The organism is Lichenicola sp. GTC18331 (assembly GCF_055386855.1).
Window position 1 is genome coordinate 1,967,721 of record NZ_AP045015.1, and the last position, 21,658, is coordinate 1,989,378.

19 protein-coding genes, 1 tRNA gene and 1 pseudogene are annotated in these 21,658 nt (G+C 67.3%); 11 read left to right on the forward strand and 10 right to left on the reverse strand.

What is annotated here, in order from left to right; translation table 11 throughout:
• Position 1: 1 nt before the first annotated feature.
• From ACZ5BM_RS08990 to holA, 4 genes are read left to right on the forward strand one after another with little or no spacing between them, the layout of a single operon-like run.
• Complete coding sequence (locus ACZ5BM_RS08990; RefSeq protein WP_498907565.1) at positions 2–526, forward strand: DUF3576 domain-containing protein; 525 nt, start codon at positions 2–4, stop codon at positions 524–526.
• A gap of 28 nt (positions 527–554) precedes the next feature.
• Positions 555–3,185 carry a leucine--tRNA ligase gene (gene leuS / locus ACZ5BM_RS08995; RefSeq protein ID WP_498907566.1) on the forward strand — a complete coding sequence of 877 codons (2,631 nt, stop codon included), beginning with the start codon at positions 555–557 and terminating at the stop codon, positions 3,183–3,185.
• On the forward strand, positions 3,182–3,829 hold the full coding sequence (locus ACZ5BM_RS09000; RefSeq protein ID WP_498907567.1) for a hypothetical protein: 648 nt from the start codon (positions 3,182–3,184) through the stop codon (positions 3,827–3,829). Before leuS ends, ACZ5BM_RS09000 begins: the two co-directional genes overlap by 4 nt.
• Positions 3,830–3,842: 13 nt before the next feature.
• Positions 3,843–4,883, forward strand: coding sequence for a DNA polymerase III subunit delta (gene holA / locus ACZ5BM_RS09005; protein WP_498907568.1), 1,041 nt, complete (start codon positions 3,843–3,845; stop codon positions 4,881–4,883).
• Between the two features lie 470 nt (positions 4,884–5,353).
• Here holA and ACZ5BM_RS09010 read toward each other — a convergent pair whose 3' ends face one another.
• From ACZ5BM_RS09010 to ACZ5BM_RS09030, 5 genes and pseudogenes are all read right to left on the reverse strand, one after another.
• Positions 5,354–5,977, reverse strand: a complete 624-nt coding sequence (locus ACZ5BM_RS09010) for a hypothetical protein (RefSeq protein ID WP_498907569.1) — start codon at positions 5,975–5,977, stop codon at positions 5,354–5,356.
• An 18-nt stretch (positions 5,978–5,995) separates the two neighbouring features.
• A complete protein-coding gene (locus tag ACZ5BM_RS09015) occupies positions 5,996–6,118 on the reverse strand; it encodes a hypothetical protein (protein WP_498907570.1) in 123 nt (40 codons plus the stop codon).
• A gap of 1,341 nt (positions 6,119–7,459) precedes the next feature.
• The gene (locus tag ACZ5BM_RS09020; RefSeq protein ID WP_498907571.1) at positions 7,460–7,894 is read right to left on the reverse strand and encodes a hypothetical protein; all 435 of its coding nucleotides are present in this window, start codon (positions 7,892–7,894) and stop codon (positions 7,460–7,462) included.
• Positions 7,895–8,033: 139 nt separating this feature from the next.
• Positions 8,034–9,236: pseudogene (locus ACZ5BM_RS09025) on the reverse strand (tyrosine-type recombinase/integrase).
• 203 nt (positions 9,237–9,439) lie between these two features.
• Positions 9,440–9,724, reverse strand: a complete 285-nt coding sequence (locus tag ACZ5BM_RS09030; RefSeq protein ID WP_498907572.1) for an Lrp/AsnC family transcriptional regulator — start codon at positions 9,722–9,724, stop codon at positions 9,440–9,442.
• Positions 9,725–9,874: 150 nt separating this feature from the next.
• Here ACZ5BM_RS09030 and ACZ5BM_RS09035 point away from each other — a divergent pair, with 150 nt between their 5' ends.
• Positions 9,875–10,054 carry a hypothetical protein gene (locus ACZ5BM_RS09035; RefSeq protein WP_498907573.1) on the forward strand — a complete coding sequence of 60 codons (180 nt, stop codon included), beginning with the start codon at positions 9,875–9,877 and terminating at the stop codon, positions 10,052–10,054.
• Positions 10,054–10,641: a hypothetical protein gene (locus tag ACZ5BM_RS09040; RefSeq protein ID WP_498907574.1), complete on the forward strand. Its 588-nt coding sequence runs from the start codon at positions 10,054–10,056 to the stop codon at positions 10,639–10,641. Before ACZ5BM_RS09035 ends, ACZ5BM_RS09040 begins: the two co-directional genes overlap by 1 nt.
• Positions 10,642–10,775: 134 nt before the next feature.
• Here the strand turns inward: ACZ5BM_RS09040 and ACZ5BM_RS09045 are convergent, their stop codons facing one another.
• Complete coding sequence (locus ACZ5BM_RS09045) at positions 10,776–11,714, reverse strand: LysR substrate-binding domain-containing protein (RefSeq protein ID WP_498907575.1); 939 nt, start codon at positions 11,712–11,714, stop codon at positions 10,776–10,778.
• Positions 11,715–11,874: 160 nt separating this feature from the next.
• Between ACZ5BM_RS09045 and ACZ5BM_RS09050 the strand changes: the two genes are divergently transcribed.
• Positions 11,875–13,365 carry a catalase gene (locus ACZ5BM_RS09050; protein WP_498907576.1) on the forward strand — a complete coding sequence of 497 codons (1,491 nt, stop codon included), beginning with the start codon at positions 11,875–11,877 and terminating at the stop codon, positions 13,363–13,365.
• Between the two features lie 113 nt (positions 13,366–13,478).
• Positions 13,479–14,528: a ferrochelatase gene (gene hemH / locus ACZ5BM_RS09055; protein WP_498907577.1), complete on the forward strand. Its 1,050-nt coding sequence runs from the start codon at positions 13,479–13,481 to the stop codon at positions 14,526–14,528.
• An 81-nt stretch (positions 14,529–14,609) separates the two neighbouring features.
• Here the strand turns inward: hemH and ACZ5BM_RS09060 are convergent.
• The 3 genes from ACZ5BM_RS09060 to ACZ5BM_RS09070 all read right to left on the reverse strand — a co-directional run bounded on the left by ACZ5BM_RS09060 (position 14,610) and on the right by ACZ5BM_RS09070 (position 16,639).
• Positions 14,610–14,686: transfer RNA gene (locus tag ACZ5BM_RS09060), tRNA-Pro, on the reverse strand.
• An 81-nt stretch (positions 14,687–14,767) separates the two neighbouring features.
• Positions 14,768–15,364 carry an LOG family protein gene (locus ACZ5BM_RS09065; protein WP_498907578.1) on the reverse strand — a complete coding sequence of 199 codons (597 nt, stop codon included), beginning with the start codon at positions 15,362–15,364 and terminating at the stop codon, positions 14,768–14,770.
• A 42-nt stretch (positions 15,365–15,406) separates the two neighbouring features.
• Positions 15,407–16,639 (reverse strand): MFS transporter, encoded by a 1,233-nt coding sequence (locus ACZ5BM_RS09070; RefSeq protein ID WP_498907579.1) that lies wholly within the window; start codon positions 16,637–16,639, stop codon positions 15,407–15,409.
• Positions 16,640–16,780: 141 nt separating this feature from the next.
• On the opposite strand from ACZ5BM_RS09070, the gene ACZ5BM_RS09075 reads away from it, so the two are divergent.
• Both ACZ5BM_RS09075 and ACZ5BM_RS09080 read left to right on the forward strand, forming a co-directional pair.
• Complete coding sequence (locus ACZ5BM_RS09075) at positions 16,781–17,344, forward strand: NUDIX hydrolase (RefSeq protein ID WP_498907580.1); 564 nt, start codon at positions 16,781–16,783, stop codon at positions 17,342–17,344.
• A complete protein-coding gene (locus tag ACZ5BM_RS09080) occupies positions 17,344–18,279 on the forward strand; it encodes an isopenicillin N synthase family dioxygenase (protein ID WP_498907581.1) in 936 nt (311 codons plus the stop codon). The genes ACZ5BM_RS09075 and ACZ5BM_RS09080 overlap by 1 nt, the downstream gene beginning before the upstream one ends.
• 26 nt (positions 18,280–18,305) lie before the next feature.
• Here the strand turns inward: ACZ5BM_RS09080 and ACZ5BM_RS09085 are convergent, their stop codons facing one another.
• Positions 18,306–19,442, reverse strand: a complete 1,137-nt coding sequence (locus ACZ5BM_RS09085) for a polysaccharide pyruvyl transferase family protein (RefSeq protein WP_498907582.1) — start codon at positions 19,440–19,442, stop codon at positions 18,306–18,308.
• 297 nt (positions 19,443–19,739) lie between these two features.
• Between ACZ5BM_RS09085 and ACZ5BM_RS09090 the strand changes: the two genes are divergently transcribed.
• Positions 19,740–21,647, forward strand: coding sequence for a methyl-accepting chemotaxis protein (locus ACZ5BM_RS09090; RefSeq protein WP_498907583.1), 1,908 nt, complete (start codon positions 19,740–19,742; stop codon positions 21,645–21,647).
• The last annotated feature ends 11 nt before the right edge of the window (positions 21,648–21,658 follow it).

The following is a 21,658-nucleotide window of genomic DNA, read 5'->3' on the forward strand; positions in this document are numbered from 1 at the left end:
GATGCTTCGCTTGCCCGCACGCTCCGCGTTTGCCCTCCGCGCCCTCGCCGGGGCCGCTCTCCTGTCCGGCCTGGCCGCCTGTGGGCATGGCAGCGACAGCTCCAGCCCCATGACGGGCAGCACCGCGGCACTGGCCGCGCCGGTGCACGACAACCATCTGATGGGTTCCCCGTCCGGTTCGGACAACGTCGACGAGAGCGCCGCGGGGGTGAACGCCTATCTGTGGCGCGCCGCGATCGACACGCTGAGCTTCATGCCGTTCTCCGCGGCCGAACCGCAGGGCGGCATCATCATCACCGACTGGTACAGCCCGCCCACCACCAGCGGCGAACGCTTCAAGGCCAATGCCTACGTGCTGGGCAAGGCACTGCGCTCCGACAACATCCGCGTGTCGGTGTTCCGTCAGGTCAGGCAGGGCGGCGAGTGGGTCGACCAGCCGGTGGCCCCCAACACGGCGGCCGACATCACCAGCAAGATCCTGGCCCGCGCCCGCCAGCTCCGCGCCGACGCCGGCGGCACCAACTGATCACCCCGACACGAGCCGCTTCGAGCCGATGACCACCGACACCGCATCCCCCGCCGCGCCCGCCGAGACCGGCGGCGCACGCTACGATTTCGGTGCGGCGGAAGCACGCTGGCAGCACGCCTGGGACGCGGCGGATTGCTTCTCCGTGCCGGACATCCCCCCCGCCGACCGGCCGAAATACTACGTGCTGGAGATGTTCCCGTATCCGAGCGGCCAGCTCCATATGGGCCATGTCCGGAACTACACGCTGGGCGACGTGCTCGCCCGCTTCAAGCGCGCCCGCGGCCACGCCGTGCTGCATCCGATGGGCTGGGACGCGTTCGGCCTGCCGGCGGAAAACGCAGCGCGCGAGCGCGGCTCCGACCCGGCCGGCTGGACGCTCGACAACATCGCCACCATGCGCGGCACCCTCAAGCGCCTCGGCCTCTCGCTGAACTGGGATCGCGAGATCGCCACCTGCCTGCCCGACTATTACGGCCAGCAGCAGAAGCTGTTTCTCGACATGTGGCGCCACGGGCTGGTGGAACGCCGCGACGCGCTGGTGAACTGGGACCCGATCGACCAGACCGTGCTCGCCAACGAGCAGGTGATCGACGGGCGCGGCTGGCGCTCCGGTGCCGTGGTCGAGAAGAAGCGCCTCAGCCAGTGGTTCCTCAAGATCACCGACTTCGCGCCCGACCTCCTGTCCGCCCTGGACGGGCTGGACGACTGGCCCGAGCGCGTGCGCGTGATGCAGGCGCACTGGATCGGCCGCTCCGAAGGCGCGCGCGTGCGCTTCGCTCTCGACCAGCCCGCCGGCGCGATCGACGCGATCGAGGTCTACACCACACGCCCCGACACCCTGTTCGGCATGTCGTTCCTGGCCATCGCCGCCGACCATCCGCTCGCCGCCCTCGCCGCGGAGCGCGACCCGGAAGCCGCCGCCTTCGTGGCGGAATGCCGCAGCCTCGGCACCAGCGAAGCAGCGATCGAGAGCGCCGAGAAGCGCGGCTACGACACCGGGCTGCGTGTGCGCCATCCCTTCATCGAAGGCGCCACCTTCCCGGTCTGGATCGCCAACTTCGTGTTGATGGATTACGGCACCGGCGCCGTGTTCGGATGCCCGTGCGGCGATCAGCGCGATCTCGACTTCGCCCGCAAATACGACCTGCCGGTGCCCGTCGTGGTGCTGCCGCAAGGTGCCGATGCAGAGACGATCGCGGTCGGTGAGACCGCCCTCGACGGCGACGGCACGCTGATCCATTCCGGCTTCCTGGACGGCCTCGACACTGAAGCCGGCAAGCGCGCGGCGATCGACCGGCTCGAAGCCGACGGCGCCGGACGCGGCGTGGTGAACTGGCGCCTGCGCGACTGGGGCATTTCGCGCCAGCGCGCCTGGGGCTGCCCGATTCCGGTGATCCACTGCGCCGCCTGCGGTCCCCAGCCGGTGCCGGGAAACCAGCTTCCGGTCCGCCTGCCCGACGATCTCGATTTCGCACGCCCCGGCAACGCGCTCGACCATCACCCGAGCTGGAAACACGTCGCCTGCCCGCGCTGCGGCGCCGACGCACTGCGCGAAACCGATACCTGCGACACCTTCGTCGACAGTGCCTGGTATTTCGCCCGCTTCACCGCCCCGCACGCCGCAACGCCCACCGACCGCGCGGCGGCGGATGGATGGCTGCCGGTGGACCAGTATATCGGCGGCATCGAGCACGCGATTCTCCACCTGCTTTATGCGCGCTTCTTCACGCGCGCCATGCGCGCCACCGGCCATCTCGGCGTGGACGAGCCGTTCCAGCGCCTGTTCACGCAGGGGATGGTGCTGCACGAAAGCTACCGCGACGCCGAAGGCGGCTGGCTGTATCCGGACGAGATCACCCGCTCCTCCACCGGGGCGGTGCGCCGCGACACCGGCGAGGCGGTGCAGGTCGGCCGCGTCGAAAAGATGTCGAAATCGAAGCGCAACACGGTGTCGCCCGAGGCGATCATCGACCGCTTCGGCGCCGACACCGCGCGCTGGTTCGTGCTTTCGGACAGCCCGCCGGAGCGGGACATGGAATGGACCGAAGCCGGCGTGATTGGCGCCGCACGCTTCGGCCAGCGCGTGTTCCGCCTCGTCTCCCAGGTCGCCGCCGACACCGCGTCGGCCCCGCTGCCCGACGCCTTCGGAGAAGCCGCCGACACGCTGCGCCGCGCCACGCACCGCACGATCGCCGCCGTGACGGAGGCGCTGGAAGGCTTCACCTTCAACACCGCGGTCGCCCGCCTGCACGAACTCGCCTCCGCCCTGTCGGACGCGTCTCAGCAGACGCGCAGCGCCGATCTCGACTGGGCCAGACGCGAATGCGCTGAAACCCTGTCCCTGCTGATCGGCCCGATGATGCCGCATCTCGCGGAAACACTCTGGTCCTCCCTGCTGCCGGAGCGCGGCCTGGTCGCCGACGCAGCCTGGCCGGAGCCGGACGCGGCGCTGCTGGTCGCGCGCACCGTGACCATCGCGGTGCAGATCATGGGCAAGCTGCGCGGCACGATCGAGATGCCGCCCGACGCCCCCGCCGATCAGGTGATCGCGGCGGCGGAAGCGGAGGGGAACGTGGCGCGTCTGATCGAAGGCAAGCGCGTGGTGAAGCGCATCCACGTGCCCAACCGCATCGTCAATCTGGTGATCGCCGGATGAAGCGCGCGGCACTCCTGCTGGCCACCCTGCTGGCAGCCCCGCTCGCCGGGTGCGGCTTCCAGCCGCTCTACGGCGGCGGCGCCAACAGCGTGACCGCCAGGCTGCCCGACATCTACGTCGCCAACATCCCGGAACGCTCCGGGCAGGAGCTGCGCCTGGCGCTGCAACAGCGTCTGGCCGGCACCAGCGACGCGCAGCCGAACGGCTACACGCTGGTCGCCTCCATGTCCGCGTCCGGCGAAGCGATCGGCATCCATGGCGACAACACTTCCGAACGCACGCGCGTGATGGGCCGGTCGCACTGGGTGCTGTTCACGGTGGCGCCGGTGCCGGAACAGGTGGCCAGCGGAGACGCCACCACCATGGACGGCTTCAACATCATCAACGAACAGTATTTCGCCTCGGGCGTCGCGCAGGACACCACGCAGCAGCGCGTCGCCAACGCGCTCGCGGATACCATCGTGCAGCAGATCGCCACCTGGTTCTCCAACCACCAGGCGCCCGCCACGATCCGTCCGGTGGTCGCGCCTAGCCGCACGCTGTCGCCGCAGAACGTGCCGGGCAATTCCGACCAGTCGCCGCTCACCGCCGTCGGCGCAGACGGCCTGCCGGCCTCGGCCACCGGCCGCGCGCCGATGAACTGATCCCGGGCCGCCGGTGAAGCTCGATGCCCGACAGGCCGGACGCGTTCTGGCCCAGCCCGGGCCGCTCCGGGCGATCCTGCTGCACGGCGACGATACCGGGCTGATCCGTGAGCGCGCGATCACCGCCGTCCGCGCCGTGGCCGGAACGCTGGACGATCCGTTCCGCGTTTCCACTCTCGCGCGCGAAGCGCATGACCGGCTGGACGAGGAACTCGGCGCCCTTTCCCTCACAGGCGGACGACGCGTGGTCTGGGTGCGCGAAGCCGGAGACGCCCTGCTGCCGGCCCTCAAGCGCGCCTTCGCCACGCCCGGCGACACGCTGCTGGTTCTGGAAGGGCCCGGCCTCACAGGTCGCTCCAAGCTCAAGACCGCGATCGAGGCGATGCCGGATGCCGCTGCCATCGCCTGCTACCCGGAAGAAGGCCGCGCGCTCGAAGCGCAGGTGCGTCAGCTCCTGCAAGACAACGGCGTCGGCATCGACCCCGATGCGCTGACCTGGCTCTGCGCCAGACTCGGCGCCGACCGCGCCGCCACGCGCGGCGAGGTGGAAAAACTGATCCTGTATGCGGGCGAGTCCGGCCGGATCGCGCTGGACGACGCGATGGAATGTTCCGGCGACGCCGCAGGCGTGTCGCTGGACGAGGCCGCCTTCGCCGCCACGATCGGCGACCGCCCCGCCGCCGATCTCGCCATCGAGCGCGCACTCGGCGAAGGCACCAGCCCGGTCGCGGTCGCGCGCGCCTTTCTGTCGCACGTGAATCGCCTGCGCCTGGCCCGTCTGGCGATGGAACGGAACGGCGTGTCCTCCGCCGATGCCATGCGCACGCTGCGCCCACCGGTGTTCTTCAAGCGCAGCGCCGCCTTCGGTCAGGCCCTGTCGCTCTGGAGTGCTGCCGCCCTGATGCGCGTGGCCGAACAGACCCAGGCGCTGGAGCTGGCCTGCAAACAGACCGGCGCTCCGGACGCGCTCCTGTGCCGCCGCCACGTCGCGTCCGTCGCGGCGCAGGCGATGGCCGAAGCCCGCGCCCGCAACAGGGCGCGCGCCGGGGCCTGACGATCCTGTTGTGGCTGAGCGGCGCTTCTGCTTAACTCCGCCCCGGTTGTCCGCGTAGCTCAGCCGGATAGAGCACAGGATTCCTTGTCACCAACTGGGCGTCACGAGGGGAAACCGCGTGATGGATCCGCTCAAAGTCGGGGAAAGCTGCGGCGCTCTCGCGCCATGCCGATCCCGAGCCAAGCCCACCCTCCGGGGCGGGAAGGTGTAGAGACTGGACGGGCGGCACCTAAGGGTTCCGGCCTAGGGTGAAGGGACAGTCCAGACCACGAACGTCGCCCCCTCCGGGCGGCGGCGGCGAAAGCCGAAGTGGGATGAATCCTGGGGCCGTGGGTTCGAATCCCGCCGCGGACACCAACAGTCCCATCCAAAGCATTGTTCTCGCTCGCTAAATTGGGGCGATCGTTCTTCAACCCCACCTTATAGCTTGCATTGGTAGGAGACGTGGGGACACGTCAAAGCGTGCTTTCCTACCTTGCCATCCACGGGTTGCACCCCTCCAACCGGGGTATATTCACCCACTGCGCCGGCTCCGGTAGATTCTCACCGCGCCACAACGCCAGTCCTGACGCCAGCACCAGGTCGTCATGCACGCCTTCGTGCCAGGCTTCCATCGTTTCGCGCCCGGTGGCACTGATCCTAACGTGGAAGCCCTGCAGCTCAGCCCGAAGCGCCTGCGATGCTTGCGCCGCCTCGGTGATCTCGAGCCGTTCCTCAGCCAACGTAATGTCGATGACAGACGCCAGCATCGCCTTGGGTACGGTGTAGTCGCAGGACGAGACCATATGCACCGTCCGGCCACCCGTGATGCTAACCGCGATGGGTGTCATGCCCATCTCTCGCATCGCGTCCACCACGGGGGCGCCTACGCCGGTCTTGTCGACAACCAGCTCGGACGGCCGGTCGCGCACTGGCAACTGCCGCATCACGCCCTGCACCGATCGGTATATCTCCGGGTACGGCGTGCCCTTCGGGTAGCGGTGCAGGTTAACGATCTGGTGCCGGATTACGGCTCGGCGACGATGGACCGTGGGTTGCGGCTCGAACGCCGTCCGGCGCCAGTGGAGACGCTCGCACCGGAACAACTCATCCACGGCAACCGCCGTGAAGTCCTACGACTTGCCCAGGTCGAGCCCGACAACGAAGCCGATGGACAAGCCCTGCGTGACCTCGTGCCGGTCTTCCACGACCGTCGGTTCGGCAGCGGCAATCGCAAGCGGGTTGCTCCAGGGCATATCAATACACCAGTTGCAGAAGAGGGACGGTGCCGGAGAACGCGCGCTCGATAGCGAGGTCCGAGAAGAACTGTGGGCGCATGTTCAGTACGTCGAGAATGTTGACCAAGTGCCGGATCGCTGCCTGTACGGCCGAACGGTCGGCGAGGTGGATGTGGCGCTGTTGCGCACGCCGAACGAGCAGCCGGTGCCGTTCACGCCTTGGCGTGGTAGTGTAGGGGTAGCCATTGCCGATCTCCGGTCGGTTGGTGGTCAGGGCCGGGCGGAAGTTGCCTCTTCCGCCCGGCCTGATTTCTTGATATCAATCCCGCATGACAGGCGCAAGCGAAGATATTAAGAAATCGTCGCGGGGCCGCCCGCGAGCGGACACGACGCCTATCATGGTTCGCATCGGAGCTGCTGATCTTGCCGAACTGGATGCGTGGCGGCGGTCGCGCCCGGACCTGCCCACACGTCCTGAAGCCATCCGCCGTTTGATCGAGGCGGGGCTGCGCGCGGATCCGCCGGAGTGACGGCAAGCTGGACGCCAGCTCGCATCGTTGGCGTTGGGGCGTGCTTAGTCGGTCTGTGTCTTTTCGCCTATGAATCCGCCCAGCCGGACGCCGGGATGTACGCGAGCCACCTTGCGACCGCTGACAGCGGGGCTTGGAGCATTGCTTACGATCAGCAGGAGGCTCATCTGCACGCAATGTCTGATTTTCGGCACTATCTTGGTTCTATCGCCGTGGCGGTGGTTCGCGAGGTCCCGGAGAGCTTGAGCACTTGTGACCCCCGCCGTGTGAAGGCCTGCTCTACCACCGAACCGGATATCATAATCCCTCGGTAGGCACTCTATTGAACTATGGACGTCCGAGTGTTCTTGTGGCTGGCAGGATCGTTTCGTTCCGAGCTTTTTTGAATAAGACCCAAGTACAAAACGCTCTCCTATCCTTTTTCCGGCATGCTCGGAAATCTTGAATGGCTAACTCAACAATATCTAAATCAAAACGCACTGAGTTTTTTGTAAATGTCCCGAAGGCGTGAGGATCGTAATCAGCAGCATGTCGTTTGGCCTGCATCGCTCGAAACTGGTAGCCAAAATCCTGTATCGGAACGGGAAATCTCGACATCACCTTTTCGTCTTGGCATTGGTTGGCTGCCGTTCCGTGGTCTAGTGACCGATAAATCTGTCGCCAAGCTAGATCACTTCTAGCTGCCTTAGTGGTTCCAATTAGGAGATCGGCCCCCTCGCGGGCAAGACAGTGGAAAAGCGCATAGTACGCCGTACTCTGAGCCCTTCGAAGACAAGCTTGCGTCGGCTTCCTGCCATGAGGGAGCAGGAGCCGAGCAGCTTCGATCAGGTCAGGCGACCTCACGTGTTTTCACATCAGTCTTGCTGAGGAAACTGAGAACAGGAAAACGACGCTCTTCCCGCTGAACGAGAAGCGGGTGGAGGCGGCGTACCAAACCCAGCATCTTGCTTCGTTCAGGTTGCTTAGCTGACAAGTCGAGAACCACGTCGATTCTGTAGATCGGGTTGCCATGTCCATCTTCACCCTCGGCAACCTTGATATCGAGCACCCTAGCCGGAGATAGCGTCTCTACAACTAGATTCCAAACATCCTGTCGCAGATCGTCTCCGGCGGAGGTTAGAAATCGCTCATCTGCAAAAGCAACAACCCTCGGCTTATGGATATCTAGATTCTTCTGAGATTTGTTTTCTTGCCGTTTCTGATACTGGCTGGTGAATACTTTTTTCGCAATTGATCGCTCCTCCATCCTTTTTTTGAAACTCATATCATCACCTCAGGAGCGAATCGGGCATAAAGAGACCCGAAGCATACAATACCAAGAGTCAACGGCACGAAAGGGGTTTGGTTGTAGGTGTTGCCGAAAAACAACACTCAAATTGGATGTGCTCTGGGCCGACGCGATATCAAAGGTTGTAAGCTGCAGCAACACCCCACGCCTCCATCATCTCCACCCGTTTAGCCATCAGATCCCCACGCTGGTACGCCGCCTCTACCTTGTCCCCAATGGCGTGAGCCAAAGCCATTTCGGCCACGTCGCGCGGATAGTCCGTTGCCTCGGCCACCCAGTCGCGGAAGGTGGAGCGCAGCCGGTGCACTGTCACGTCCTTCGTGCCGGCTGCCGTGTGAAGCGCCTTCGAAAGCGTTACGTCGGACAGCGGGCGCCCAGCCTTGGCTCCAGGAAACACCAGCGCATCCGGCTCGTCGCCCAGCTCTCGCGCCTGCTCCAGCACAGCCAGCGCCGCGGATGACAGCGGAACGCGATGCTCCCGGTGCATCTTCATCCGCTCGGCCGGCACGATCCACACCTTCGCCGCTAGGTCGATCTCCCGCCACGTGGCACCCCTCACCTCACCGGAACGGGCGGCGGTCAGGCACGCGAACCGGACGGCCAGCGAGCCCATACCGCTCGACGCGGCCAGCTTCGCCATCACCGGGCCGATCTCCTGCCACGGTACGGCGGCACGGTGCTCGACCCTCGTTACGGTGGATGGCTTTGGCAGGATATGCGCCAGGTGCCCTTTCCATCGGGCCGGGTTCTCGCCCTCCCGCCAGCCCTGCGTCTTGGCGTAGTCCAGGATACGTTCGATCCGTCCCCTGACCCGATTTGCCGTCTCGTTGGTGGTGGTCCAGATCGGCCGGAGCACGGCGAGCAGGTCCTCCGTCGTCACCGCGTCCACGGACTTGCCGCCGATCGTCGGATACGCCAGCCGCTTGAGCGAGCTGGTCCAGATCCCCGGCAACCGAGGATCGCGCCAACCGGCAGTCTGGTCAGTGATCTACCCGGTCGCGACTGCCTCGAACGTCAACGCCTGCTGACGGACATATGCCGCCCTGCTGGCCTTCCTGTGCTCGATCGGGTCCACGCCGTCGCGGAGCAGCGCCCGGGCCTCAGACGCAGCCAGCCGAGCGGCAGCAAGGGACACGTCGCGAGCGTTGCCGATGCCCATTTCGCGGCGCTTGCCCGTCACCGGGCTCTTGAAGCGCACCGACCATGTTCGGCTCTTGCCGGCCACCGTGATCCAGAGATTGCCGCCGTCCCCGTGCACGCCATCCTTGAGCGACTCCAGCTTCCGCACGGTCATCTGATTGGGCGACAGCTTGCTCATGATCGGCGGATTCTAACCTCCCCCTCCCCACCTTACCACCCAACTTAAGGGGTGGGCTTTAGGGGATCACAGAGACACAACAGGACACACAGTTCAGGATATGTCCCTCGAATTGCTGGGCTTTTTGACCCGTCGGGATACGCTGAGACACGCTATTTCGAATCCCGCCGCGGACACCAGCCTCCCCGCCTTATGAAAGCACTTCAGCGCGGCGTGAACGCATCGAACGCGATGATCGTCTTCGTCGCCGTGATCCCCTTGATCCGGTGCAGCTGGTTCGTCACGAACAGCCCCGGATCGCCCTGCGAGATATAGAACCGCCCGATCAGGTCGTAATCGCCCGAGGTCGAGAACAGCTCGCCGCAATCCTCCACCGTGTCCACGATCTCGGCGGCCACCTTGTAGGTCTGGCCGATATCGCAGCGAATCTGCACGAAGATATGCCGCAGGCGCCCCGCCGCATCCGATCCCTCGTTCGAACTGCTCATGTCGCCTCCATCCTCCGGACCGCCGCGCGGCACGACCGGCACACCCTTGATGGAACCAACCGGGAGGCTCCGCAACTGCAGGACGAAGCGGGAAACGGTCGAGCGACAACCAGCCGAGACAAGCCGCGGGGGAACGGATAGCGTTCCCCCATGCGTCTGCTCGTCCCCCTGCTGCTCCCGCTTCTGCTGCTGTCCGCCTGCGCGCCGGCGCCAGCCCCCGCCGCACGCGGGCCGCTCGACCTCTCCAGCGCGCCGGAGCCGGGCGACGCGCCCAGGCCGACGCTGGGCCCCACCCCGCACACGGGCGGCGGACGTCTGGGAGCCCCCTGATGGTCAACCGACACCGCGCCGCATCCCTGTCCGCCCTGCTTCTGCTCGGCGCCTGCACACAGGCCAGCGCGCCGATCACCATCGCCCAGGCACTGACCGAGGTGCAGCGGCAACTGGCGGAGGCCGGCATGGTCAGCGCGGTCGGCACCGATCCGGCCCGCTTCGCCGCCGTGGTGAAGCAGGCGCAATGCGCGGGAAAACAGGCCGACCCCGAAGTGCCGCTGCTGGCACACGAGCTGGAGATCAACCTCACCGGCTCCTTCACCGCAGGCGGCGGCTTCACCGTCGGCCCGAGTCCGCTTTCCACCTCCCTCACCGGCAACGGATCGCGCACCCAGGGCCAGGAGATCACCCTGCCGCTCAGCTTCGTCGCCTTGTCGGAGGTGCCGGCCGCCTCCGCGGCACAGCGTCTGGCCGCCCTTTCCGCCCTGCCGTCACCCGAGCAGCGCACGGAAGCCGCCGCCATCCTGGCCGACCGCGATGCGCTGCGCACCCGGATCGCCGCGTTGATCGCCAACTACGATCCGGCCGCCTGCACCGGGCGGGATCGTTCGCCGGGGCCGTTCACGCCGAACATAAGGCACTGAAGGCTTTCGTTCTTTTTTGCAAAAAAAGAACCAAAAAAACTCTCGTCCGTTTGGGAGCGGAGAACCGGCTAGGTTCGAGAACCCATAACGGATAGAAGTCTTTTTGCTTCTTTTTCTTCAGAAAAAGAAGGCTTCTACCCCACCGCCACCGTCCCCCGCGGCGCATTCTCCCGCAAAAGCGCCGCGAAACGCCGGAAATCCGGCTCGCGCGGATCGGTCGCGCGCCACACCAGCCCGATGGTGCGCCCCGCCTCGGGATCGGCCAGCGGGCGCTGATGCACGAGCCCGTTCAGCTCGGCCGCCTCCCGCGTCGCCAGAGCCGGCATCAGGGAGAACCCCTCCCCCGCCGCCACCATATGGCGCAGCATCTCCAGACTGGTGGCGAAGCGCGGCGGCGCGTTCCCCTCCGCCTTGCCCGACACATGGCACAGCGACACCGCCTGGTCGCGCAGGCAATGCCCTTCCTCCAGCAGCAGCAGGTCTCCGCCATCCAGATCGCGCACTGCGATCCGCTCGCGCCCGGCCAGGGCATGATCCTGCGGCAGCAGCACCCGGAACGGCTCGAAGAACAAGGGCTCGGCGGTCAACCCCTCCGCCTCCACCGGCAACGCCACCAGAGCCGCATCCAGCGTGAAGCGCGACAGAGACTCCACGAGCTGCGTCGTCTGGTGCTCCTGCAGACGCAGCACCAGCTCGGGGAAATGTCGGCGCAGTTCGCGCAACACCAGAGGCACATAGTACGGCCCCAGGGTCGGGATCACGCCCAGATCGACGCGTCCGTTCAGGGCGCCGGTCTGGCTGTGCGCCATCTCCAGAAGCGCACGCGCATCGCGCACCACCACGGCGATCTGCTTCAACAGAAGCTGTCCCGCCGCCGTCGGGCTCACTCCGCCTCGCCCGCGCTCGAATAAGGGCGTGCCGAGCAGCGCCTCCAGCTTGCGGATCTGCTCGCTCAACCCCGGCTGGCTCACGCCGCAGCGCTCCGCCGCACGCCCGAAATGGTTCAGCTCCGCCACGGCCAGCGCATATTCCAGATCGCGCAGGGACAAACCGGCCAAGTGGAGAGTCGCCATGTGGGCAAGATCCTTCAAGACGTCGATGCCACCGACATATAGAGACTTCCTATCATCCCGTTAAGAACGATCGATTTCACTTATCTCCGCCCGCACGGCATCACACCTCCATCACGCGTCGGCCTCCGGGTCAGACGCGCCGCCCGAGGAGTTTCCCGCGATGAGCGACATCGTCCGCCCCACGCTGACCACCACCGCCGGCGCGCCGGTGCCCGACAACCAGAACAGCCTCAGCGCCGGTCCGCGCGGCCCGCTGCTGCTGCAGAACTACCAGCTGCTGGAAAAGCTCGCCCATCAGAACCGCGAGCGGATTCCGGAGCGCGTGGTGCACGCCAAGGGCTCCGGCGCCTACGGCACCTTCACCGTCACGCACGACATCAGCCGCTACACCAAGGCCAGCCTGTTCGGCGTCGTCGGCAAGCAGACCGATCTGCTGATGCGCTTCTCCACCGTGGCCGGCGAGCGCGGCGCGGCCGATGCCGAGCGCGACGTGCGTGGCTTCTCGGTGAAGTTCTACACCGACGAGGGCAACTGGGATCTGGTCGGCAACAACACCCCGGTGTTCTTCATCCGCGACCCGATGAAGTTCCCGGACTTCATCCGCACCCAGAAGCGCCATCCGCGCACCAACATGCGCTCGCCGACCGCGATGTGGGATTTCTGGTCGCTGTCGCCGGAAAGCCTGCACCAGGTGGCGATCCTGATGAGCGATCGCGGCCTGCCGCAGGGTTATCGCTTCCTGAACGGCTACGGCAGCCACACCTTCTCGTTCTGGAACGACGACGGCGAGCGCTTCTGGGTGAAGTTCCACTTTAAGTCGATGCAGGGCCACAAGCACTGGACCAACGCGGAGGCCAACGCGGTGATCGCGGAGGATCGCGAAAGCGCCCAGCGCGATCTCTACGAGGCGATCGAACGCGGCGACTTCCCGCGCTGGCGCGTCTGCGTGCAGATCATGCCGGAAGCCGAAGCGCTCGACACGCCCTACAACCCGTTCGACCTGACCAAGGTCTGGCCGCACGCGGACTACCCGCTGATCGAGGTCGGCGTGGTGGAGCTGAACCGCAACCCGGAACACTACTTCGCCGAGATCGAGCAGTCCTCGTTCTCGCCGTCCAACATCGTGCCGGGCATCGGCTACTCGCCCGACAAGGTGCTGCAGGCCCGGCTGTTCGCCTACGCGGACGCGCATCGCTACCGCGTCGGCACGCATTACGAGGCGCTGCCGGTCAACCGCCCGCGCGTCGCCGTGCATTCCTACCATGCCGACGGCCCGATGCGCTTCGACGCCCCGCGCGGCACCGATGCCTATTACGAGCCGAACTCGTTCAACGGCCCGGTGGAAGCGCCGTCCGCCAAGGAGCCGCCGCTGCGCATCGACGGCGACGCTGGCTACTACGACCACCGCGCCGGCAACGACGACTACACCCAGCCGGGCAACCTGTTCCGCATGTTCGATGCGGCGCAGCGCCAGCGCTTCTTCGACAACATCGCAGGCGCCATGCAGGGCGTACCGGACGCGATCGTCGAGCGGCAGATGGCGCATTTCCGCGCCGCCGATCCGGCCTGGGAGGCAGGGGTCAGGGCATCGCTGGCGCGGATGGCCGCGGAGGCCGGTGGCGAGTCGGCGCCGTTGCAGGCGGCGGAGTAGTTTGACGCAGGGGTTTGGGCTCTGCCCCAAGCCCCGCCAAAGGGCTTGCCCTTTGGAAACCCGGTTGTGAGCTTGTTACGCAACCGGGGGGTTTTGGGGTAGTTGAAGGGACCATGAGCTTCATCGACGCCCGGAACATCCGCACCGGCAATCGCGGCACGGCGGCCGAAACCGTGCGTCCCGGCACGGCCGGCATCCTGCTGGTCAATCTCGGCACTCCAGACGGCACGGACACGCCGTCCGTCCGCCGGTACCTGACCGAGTTCCTGTCCGACCGGCGCGTGATCGAGGCCAACCCGCTGATCTGGCAGCCGATCCTGCGCGGCATCGTCCTGGTGACGCGCCCGCGCAAGAGCGCCGCCAACTACAAGCGCATCTGGAACACCGAGCGGGACGAAAGCCCGCTCCGCACCTACACGCGCTCCCAGGCAGAACAGCTCGAAGGCCGCCTCGCCGCCGACAACATCCCGGTGGAATGGGGCATGCGCTACGGCTCGCCCAGCACCGCCAGCGCGATCGACCGGCTGATCGCGCGCGGCTGCGACCGCATCGTGCTCCTGCCGCTTTATCCGCAATATTCCGCCACCACCACGGCCACCGCCAACGACCAGGCCTTCCGCGCCCTGATGCGCCTGCGCCGCCAGCCCGCCATCCGCACCGTCCCCTCCTTTCCGGACGACCCGGACTACATCCAGGCCCTGGCGGCCAGCGTCCGCAAACGCCTGGGCGAGCTGGACTGGATCCCCGAGGTGCTGATCGCCTCCTTCCACGGCCTGCCGGTGGAATACGTCCAGCGCGGCGATCCCTACGTGACGGAATGTGCGCGCACCATGAACGCGCTGCGCGAGGAACTGCGCATGACGCCGCAGGAACTGCCGCTCACCTTCCAGTCCCGCTTCGGCCCCACACGCTGGCTCGGCCCCTATACCGAGCCCAAGGTGCTCAAACTGGCCGCCAACGGCATCAAGCGCATCGCGGTCATCACGCCCGGCTTCATGGCCGACTGCATCGAGACGCTGGACGAGATCGGCAACGAGCTGCGCGAGGCGTTCGAGCACGCCGGCGGCGAGCGTTTCGCGACCATCCCATGCCTGAACGACAGCCCCGACGCGATCGCCCTGCTGGAGCGTCTGGTCAGGCGCGAGCTGGGCGGCTGGCGTTAGGGTGACGATTAAATATCATCATGTAATTTAATCGGGGCGCCGGAAACGAAAAAGCCCCCTCGCGAGAGGGGGCTTTTCGAATGGTCGGAGTGAGAGGATTCGAACCTCCGGCCCCTGCGTCCCGAACACAGTGCTCTACCAGGCTGAGCTACACTCCGGCTGCGGCGGGTTCATACAGGGGCGTCCGGCCGAACGCAAGACCGTGTGACAGCGCGATGATGCGACGGGCAGTCCGGCGTTCACAGCATGGCGGGATCGGCGGTCTGGGCGGGTTCAGCCGTGCGCGACAATTCGGCCAGACGCGCCAGCGCCGCGTCCACGCCCGCCACGGGCTCGAACAGGGTGCGGGCGGAGGGATCGGCGAAACCGTCGGCGATGGCGCGGTCGATCGTCGCCACCAGCGTGTCGCCCCAGCCGGCCACGTCCACGATCAGGATCGGCTTGTCGTGCAGGCGAAGCTGCTTCCAGGTCAGGATCTCGAAGAACTCGTCGAACGTGCCGAGCCCGCCCGGCAGGATGAAGAACGCGTCCGCATCGGCGAACATCTTCTGCTTGCGGGTATGCATGGAATCGGTGACGACCAGATCGGTGACGCCCTGGTGCATCACCTCGCGCGTCTTCAGGAAATGCGGGATCACGCCGGACACGGCGCCGCCGGAGGCCAGCGCGGCATCCGCCACGGCGCCCATCAGACCCACATCCCCGCCGCCGTAGATCAGCCGGATGCCGGCCTCGGCCAGAGCGCGGCCGCACTGTTCGGCCGCCGCGCGGAAGGCCGGGTTGCTACCGAAGCGGGAGCCCAGAAACACGGCCACGGAGGCAAAGCGGGTCGGCATCGCGGAACGAACCTCCTGAAGGGTGACGGGACGGCGGACAGCCTAACCGAGCGTTTGCCGGGGCGGTAGGCTGCGGCGCAGCCACAGGCACAGGCACAGCGCCGCCGCATTGGCCAGGGCCGCGCACAGGAACAGCGAGGCATAGCCGAACCCCTTGGAGATCACGCCGAGCACCGGCCCGCTGAGCCCCAGCGAGACGTCCAGGAACACGCTGTAGGCGCCGATCGCCGAGCCGCGGCTGCCGGGCCCGACGCGATCCACCGCCAGCACGCCCATGGCCGGGAACACCAACGCGAACCCGGCCCCGGCGAGCCCGCAGCCCAGAACCGCCACCACCGGAGCCGGCGACAGCCAGATCAGCAGCAGCCCGGCGATCTCGACCCACAGGGAGGCGATCGTCACCGCCACGCCGCCGCGCCGGCCGATCTGGTTCACGAAGAACACGCGCGCCAGGATGAAGGCGATGCCGAACACGGACAACGCCGTGCCGGCGCCGAACGGGCCGGATTGCGCCACGCCGGGGCGATGCCAGCCCTGCTGGTCGTAGAACAGGGTGATGAAGGTGGCGATCACGCCGAACCCGACCGAGGCCAGGCCCAGGGCCGCGCCGAACGGCGACACCGTGCGCAGGATGCGCCAGAACCGCACCGAGGCGCCGCCGCCGGACGGCGGCACCGCCGGGCGCGTCCGGGCGAGCAGAAAGCCGAACACGCCCAGAACGGCGGTCAGCACGCCGACCGATTCCAGCCCGCGCGCCAGATGGCCGCCGGCCAGGGCGAGCCCCAGCGGCGCGCCCAGGGCGATGCCGCCATAGGAGGCGATGCCGTTGAACGAGATCACCTGCGCCGTGCGCGCCGGCCCCACCAGGCCGATGGCCCAGGTGATGCAGCCCGTGCCCGTGCAGCTTTCCGATGCGCCCAGCGCCAGACGCGACAGGAGCAGCGCCCCCAGCGCCAGCCATGGCGTCGCCGCCAGGGCCCCCGCCGCCGCGGTGAGCACGCCGGCCAGCACCAGCAGGATCAGCCCCAGCAGCACCGAACGCCGCGCGCCCATGCTGTCGACGATATGTCCGGCGAGGCCCCGCGACGCGAAGGTGGCCAGATATTGCAGGCTGACGGCGAGGCCCGCCAGCACCACGTCGAAGCCGATCCCCGTATGGGTGAAGGACGGGATCACCGCCAAAGGGAGGCCGATGGAGATATAGGCCAGCAGGGTAAAGAACACCGTGCCCGCGATCCGGACGGCGTCGCGATGGCGCGAGGAGGTTTCGGACACGCTTCGAACTCTCCCGGCGGGCGTCATGAACGGAACAGGACGCCGCGGCGGCAGGTTCGAACGCTGCCCGGTTCTGAATCGATCCGGGCTGGTCTACCCTGCCACGCTGCAACGCAACACAAGCTGTGGAGCACAGAGCCCATGCGGACAAGCGGCGGCTACCTCACATTGTCGAGCAGGATCGCCTATCAGAACCGCTGGCTGCGTCTGCGCGAGGACGTCATCCGCCGCCCCGACGGCTCGGACGGGCTCTACGGTGTTGTGGAGCGCGAGGATTTCGTGGTGGTGGCGCCGCTCGGCATCGGCGCGGACGGCGCGCCGACCCTCGCCCTGGTGGAACAGTTCCGCTACCCGATCGGCCAGCGCCTCTGGGAGCTGCCCATGGGCATGTGGGAGGAACGCCCCGACGCCGCGCCGGAGCAGATCGCCAACGGCGAGTTGCAGGAGGAGACCGGCCTCGTCGCCGCCGAGATGCGGCATGTCGGCATCCTGTATCAGGGACCCGGCTTCTGTTCGCAGAAGGGCCATCTGTTTCTGGCCACCGATCTGCGCGAAGCCGGGACCGACCGGGAGCACACCGAGCAGGACATGATCTCCCGCGTCTTTCCTTTGGCGGAGGTGGAGCGGATGATCCGCGACGGCGAGATCGTCTGCATGACCACCATCGCCGCCATCGGCCTGCTGCGTTTGAAGGGATTGCTGTGATGGACCGCGTTCCGACCCTGGACCTGCGCCGTTTCCGAACGGAACGGGACGCCTTCGTCGCCGAGCTGGGTGCGGCCTATCGCCGCTTCGGTTTCTGCTGCTTCAGCCATCACGGCATCGACGACGCGGTGATCGCCGACGCCTATGCCGCCTTCGCGCGCTTCTTCGCGCAGGACGAAGGGGAAAAGCGGCGCTGCGCCGTCACCACCGCCGGCGGCGGCGGGCGCGGCTATGTCGGCTTCAAGGTCGAGACCGCGCGCACCAGCACGATCCCCGACCTGAAGGAGTTCTTCCATATCGGCCGCGAGCCGGGACCGAACGGCGATCCGGTGCTGCGACCCAATCTCTGGCCGGCCGGGATGCCGGAGTTCCGCACCCATGCGGAAGCCTTGTTCGCGTCCATGGAGAACGCCGGGGGCATCGTCCTGTCGGCGATCGCCTCCGATCTCGGCCTCCAGCCCGATTTCTTCCGCGACGTGGTGGATCACGGCGATTCCATCCTGCGCGCGCTGCATTATCCGCCGATCGACCCGAAGGATCTGCCCGCCGTGCGCGCCGAGGCGCATGAGGACATCTCGCTGATCACGCTTCTGGTCGGCGCCACCGAATCCGGCCTGGAGATCCTGACCCGGGACGGCGCCTGGCTGCCGATCGAGGCGGAGCCGGGCACGCTGGTGGTGAATGTGGGCGACATGCTGCAGCGCCTCACCAACCGGGTGTATCCGTCCACCACCCATCGGGTGAACAACCCGGCCGGGGCCGGGGCCGGACGCTCGCGCTACTCGATGCCGTTCTTCCTGGCGCCGAACATGGAATACGTGATCCGCAGCCTGCCCGGCTGCATCGGCGCGGAGGGCGACCATTTCCCCGAACCGATCACCGCGCATGACTACCTGATGGAGCGGCTGCGCGAGATCAAACTCCAGGCGGCCTGACGCGGGCCTCGCCGTCGCGCGGCCGCTCAGGTCGCGCGCGACACCGCGCGCAGATGGTCGCTGATGGCGATATCGGCGTCGGCGTAGATCTTCAGATAGCGGTCCAGCAGCGTCCGGCGGGTTTCGCGATAGTTGTCAGGATCGAAGGGGAAGAAATCCAGCACGGTATCGCGCGTGAGCCCGTCGATCTTGCGATAGTTGCAGTACGGGATGCCCATGGTCTGGCACATCTCTTCCGTGCGGCTGTCGATGGTGATGCAGCCTGCCGGCACGCCGGCCTGGATCGCCAGCATGGCGCCGTGGAAGCGCGTTCCGACCACGAAATCGAACTGCCTGACGTGATTCATCCAGCCCTGGACGCTGTTCAGCGCCACGGCGTGGGTCCGGCACCAGCTCTTGAAGGTGTCGAGGTCCTGGTCCGGCATGATGTATCGGTGGGTGAGCTCGAGTTCGCCCGGAGAGATCAGGTCGAACTCGCCGTAAGCGATCCGGATCATCTCCAGCCCATGCTGAACGATGTAGTCGCGCTCCCCGGTCGCGAGCGGCACCAGCATGCGCTCCACCCTGGCCAACGCCGGCAGGAACGGAATGCCTGCATTCACCGCGATCCGCTGCGGACGGCGCTTGTAACCTTCGGCCAGCACGTCGGCAGGATTGTCGACGCTGGTGAAGTTGGACGGGCAGCCGGTGACGGTGGCGATGTCGGGGAAACCGGCCCGGGCGATCTGATCGGCGGTGAACGCGCCACGCAGGCCGAGGGCCGGGCCGTTGCCCGGCGACAATCTGGCCAGGGTCGCCAGCCAGCGTGCCGTGCCGTCCGACAGCTTGATCGCCTCGCCCTGCTTGAGCGCCTGCGCGCCCAGGCCGATGCCGATCACCGGCAGGCCATAATCGGTGAACCAATTGGCCCAGTCGCCGAGATCGGTGTGCGCGCCGAGCTGATTGGCCAGCGGCACCACGAGCACATCGCCCGCCGCCCGGATGTCGCGTCGCGCTGCGCCCAACGGCAGCGCGGTCACGTCTCCGCCCAGATGAGACCGGACGGCGTTCAGGAAGGCGAGATTGCCGGTGTTTCCACCGGTCCGGGCAAACAGTGTTGCAGCATCGGAATGATCTTCAACCGAAAGAGCGGGGTCGATGCCGAGAAAGATGGGTCTGCGCATGATTCCAAATCCCGGCATGGGCGAATCTCGTCGGATTCGCCAGCTTGGTTCGAAATCCGACACAGCCTCGTCAAGCTCGGAAATGACGGTATAGGATTCGCCACCACGCGTCAAAGTCGTTACAAAATCGTTACTCGCGTGGGTTCGACGACGATTGCCGAGCCGGAAACACGATTTGTCAAAAATCTCCGGAGAGCTTTCGTTGCAAAAATCACGGCACCGGGCGCTGCGTGGCGGTCCACTTCCGTCCCCGGCCCATCCGGTGTATCGGCGGAAACGGTGTTTCCGGAGATCCGCATGGCCCTGGTGAAGACGACCGAGCTGGGCGCACGCGGTTTCGCGAACCGAGCCACCGACGCCCCCGCGCCGACCGCCGCCCGCCGGCGCGCCCAGGACCGGTCGCGGCTGCGTCAGGAAAAGGCCGCCGAGCGCATCGGCGCGGCGACCGAGGAGCTCGCCGCCGGGCTTGCCGAAGCCTCCGCCGCCGCCGAACAGCTCCGTCGCGCCCTGGACCAGATCGCCGGCGCCGCCGAACACGCCGCCGATGCCGCCGCGCGGTCCCGCACCGCCGTGGACGAGCTGGGCCTCATCTTCAACCACTCCCGCACCCGCGCGGAAGGCGCGCGCAACCGCACCGGCGCCTTGCAGGGGCTGCTGATCGAGGTTTCGGCGCAGGTGGATGCGTCCGTCGCCGCGGTAAGCGAACATGCCGAGCGCCAGCTTGCCGCCGTGGCGCGCATCGGCGCGCTGGAAGCACAGGCCGGTCGCGTCGACCAGATCACCCGCGTGGTCGGCGAGATTTCCGACCAGACCAATCTTCTGGCGCTGAACGCGGCGATCGAGGCGGAACGGGCCGGCGAACACGGGCGCGGCTTCGCCGTGGTGGCGGACGAGGTCCGCGCCTTCGCGGAAACCTCCGAACACAGCGCGCGCGACGTGCAGACGCTGGTCGCTGCCATCGCCGAGGGCGTGCGCGGCATCGCCGCCCGGATCCGCGACACCGCGGAGCGGGCACAGGCGGAAGCGCAGCGCGGGCGCAGCGTCAACGGGACGCTGGAGGCCGTGCGGCGCGATCTGGAACGGATCGCCGAAGGCTCGCGCGCGATCCTGGATGCCGCCATCTCGGCCGAGAATGGCGGCCGCGAGATCGGGCTCGGCGCCGAACAGGTCGCCATCGCCGCCGAGCAGCAATCCTCCGCCACCGCCGAAGCGCAGCGTGCCGTGCAGCAGCAGAGCCAGGCGCTGGAACAAAGCCAGCAGACCGCCGAAGCGCTGGCGCTGACCAGCGAGACCCTGCATGACGGCGCCAGCGCGGTGCAGATCGTGGCGTCCTCCGCCGAGGAGCTGTCGGCCACCGTGCAGGAACTGAGCGGGGCTGCCGGCGAGATCCTGCTGGCGATCGACCAGATCGGTCGCGGGGCCGAAGCGCAGGCATCGGCGGCGCGGCAATCCGCTTCCGCCATGGCGCAGATCGAACGCGCCGCCGCCTTGATGAAGACCGAAGCCTCCGACGAGGCGGCGCGCCTGGAGGCGATCGCGCCCTTGTTCGCGCAAGGCCGCGACGCGATGCGGCGTCTGGCCGACAGCGTGGGCATCGCGGCCGGGGAAACCGGCGCCATCGCGCGTGACGTGGCCGCTCTGGATGCGACCGCCCGCCGGATCGAGAAGATCGTCGACGCCATCGCCCTCGTCGCGGTGCAGACCAACATGCTGGCGGTGAGCGGCGCCGTGGAGGCCGCGCGTGCCGGCGCGTCCGGCCAGGGTTTCTCGATCGTGTCCGCCGACATCCGCGCGCTGGCCCGCGACAGCGCCGCCAATGCCGACCGCATGAAGGACGTGATGCGGGACATCCGCGACCAGATCGCCATCGTCCGGGCGGAGATGGAGCAGCTCGAGTTCGGTGCGCGCGGCGAGACCGGCCGCCAGACCGGCAGCCTGGAGCGTCTGGACCAGGTCGAAACCGAGATGGACGCCCTGCGCGACGGCGCCAGCGAGGTTCTGCGCGGCGCGGACAGCGTTCTCGGCACGGTGCGTGAGGTTCTGGCCGGCACCGAGCGCATCGCGTCCACCGCCGCCGAAGCCAGCGACGCCGCCGGCGAGGCCACCACGGCGGCACGGCAGCAGGCGCGCGGGGCCGAGGATCTGGCCGCCGCGATCGAGGAGATCGCCAGCCTCGCCGACGAGCTGCGTGCGTCCGTCGTCTGACCACGCGCGAT

What these genes read in the sequence shown, in the direction of transcription:
- ACZ5BM_RS09075 (WP_498907580.1), top strand. Translation starts at nt 16,781, where the DNA reads ATGCGGACAAGCGGCGGCTACCTCACATTGTCGAGCAGGATCGCCTAT.
- ACZ5BM_RS09035 (WP_498907573.1), top strand. Translation starts at nt 9,875, where the DNA reads ATGCGTCTGCTCGTCCCCCTGCTGCTCCCGCTTCTGCTGCTGTCCGCC.
- hemH (WP_498907577.1), top strand. Translation starts at nt 13,479, where the DNA reads ATGAGCTTCATCGACGCCCGGAACATCCGCACCGGCAATCGCGGCACG.
- ACZ5BM_RS09030 (WP_498907572.1), bottom strand. Translation starts at nt 9,724, where the DNA reads ATGAGCAGTTCGAACGAGGGATCGGATGCGGCGGGGCGCCTGCGGCAT.
- ACZ5BM_RS09015 (WP_498907570.1), bottom strand. Translation starts at nt 6,118, where the DNA reads ATGCCCTGGAGCAACCCGCTTGCGATTGCCGCTGCCGAACCGACGGTC.
- ACZ5BM_RS09045 (WP_498907575.1), bottom strand. Translation starts at nt 11,714, where the DNA reads ATGGCGACTCTCCACTTGGCCGGTTTGTCCCTGCGCGATCTGGAATAT.
- ACZ5BM_RS09040 (WP_498907574.1), top strand. Translation starts at nt 10,054, where the DNA reads ATGGTCAACCGACACCGCGCCGCATCCCTGTCCGCCCTGCTTCTGCTC.
- ACZ5BM_RS09090 (WP_498907583.1), top strand. Translation starts at nt 19,740, where the DNA reads ATGGCCCTGGTGAAGACGACCGAGCTGGGCGCACGCGGTTTCGCGAAC.
- ACZ5BM_RS09065 (WP_498907578.1), bottom strand. Translation starts at nt 15,364, where the DNA reads ATGCCGACCCGCTTTGCCTCCGTGGCCGTGTTTCTGGGCTCCCGCTTC.
- ACZ5BM_RS09085 (WP_498907582.1), bottom strand. Translation starts at nt 19,442, where the DNA reads ATGCGCAGACCCATCTTTCTCGGCATCGACCCCGCTCTTTCGGTTGAA.
- leuS (WP_498907566.1), top strand. Translation starts at nt 555, where the DNA reads ATGACCACCGACACCGCATCCCCCGCCGCGCCCGCCGAGACCGGCGGC.
- ACZ5BM_RS09080 (WP_498907581.1), top strand. Translation starts at nt 17,344, where the DNA reads ATGGACCGCGTTCCGACCCTGGACCTGCGCCGTTTCCGAACGGAACGG.
- ACZ5BM_RS09000 (WP_498907567.1), top strand. Translation starts at nt 3,182, where the DNA reads ATGAAGCGCGCGGCACTCCTGCTGGCCACCCTGCTGGCAGCCCCGCTC.
- ACZ5BM_RS09050 (WP_498907576.1), top strand. Translation starts at nt 11,875, where the DNA reads ATGAGCGACATCGTCCGCCCCACGCTGACCACCACCGCCGGCGCGCCG.
- ACZ5BM_RS09020 (WP_498907571.1), bottom strand. Translation starts at nt 7,894, where the DNA reads ATGAGTTTCAAAAAAAGGATGGAGGAGCGATCAATTGCGAAAAAAGTA.
- ACZ5BM_RS08990 (WP_498907565.1), top strand. Translation starts at nt 2, where the DNA reads ATGCTTCGCTTGCCCGCACGCTCCGCGTTTGCCCTCCGCGCCCTCGCC.